This is a genomic window from Dellaglioa sp. CoH-57-MRSF-17, assembly GCF_056782015.1.
The window spans coordinates 1-281 of the sequence record NZ_JBXAXY010000123.1 but is presented as its reverse complement, the minus strand read 5'-3'; the positions used below and the strand labels follow the sequence as shown (position 1 = coordinate 281).

Here is a 281-nt window from a genome sequence, read left to right as displayed (position 1 = left end):
ATATTGGACAGTTTACCAACACCTTGATTCTTTTGTCAAGGACTGAGAATGGTGAAGGGGCCACGGCTTCCGTTGTCGAATTCGCAGGCAGCGCCCAACGCGCATTCCAAGACCTCACGCGGCCCGTGTCCACCATGCGACGCGTACATGGCCCCAAGCGCGTATTCAGCACCGCTCCCGATCGCAGCATAGTCGTAAGCGGCCTCAACCACGGTCCCGTCTCCGTGAATCTCAAAAATGTGGGATTCATAGCCGAGTAGGATATTCACGTCCTTAAACGG

1 protein-coding gene is annotated in these 281 nt (G+C 55.2%); it reads right to left on the bottom strand.

The window, feature by feature from the left end; translation table 11 throughout:
* Positions 1 to 35 precede the first annotated feature (35 nt).
* Positions 36 to 281: hypothetical protein (locus tag AC1RPJ_RS08115; protein WP_481762898.1), on the bottom strand; the 246-nt coding region annotated here is incomplete at its 5' end.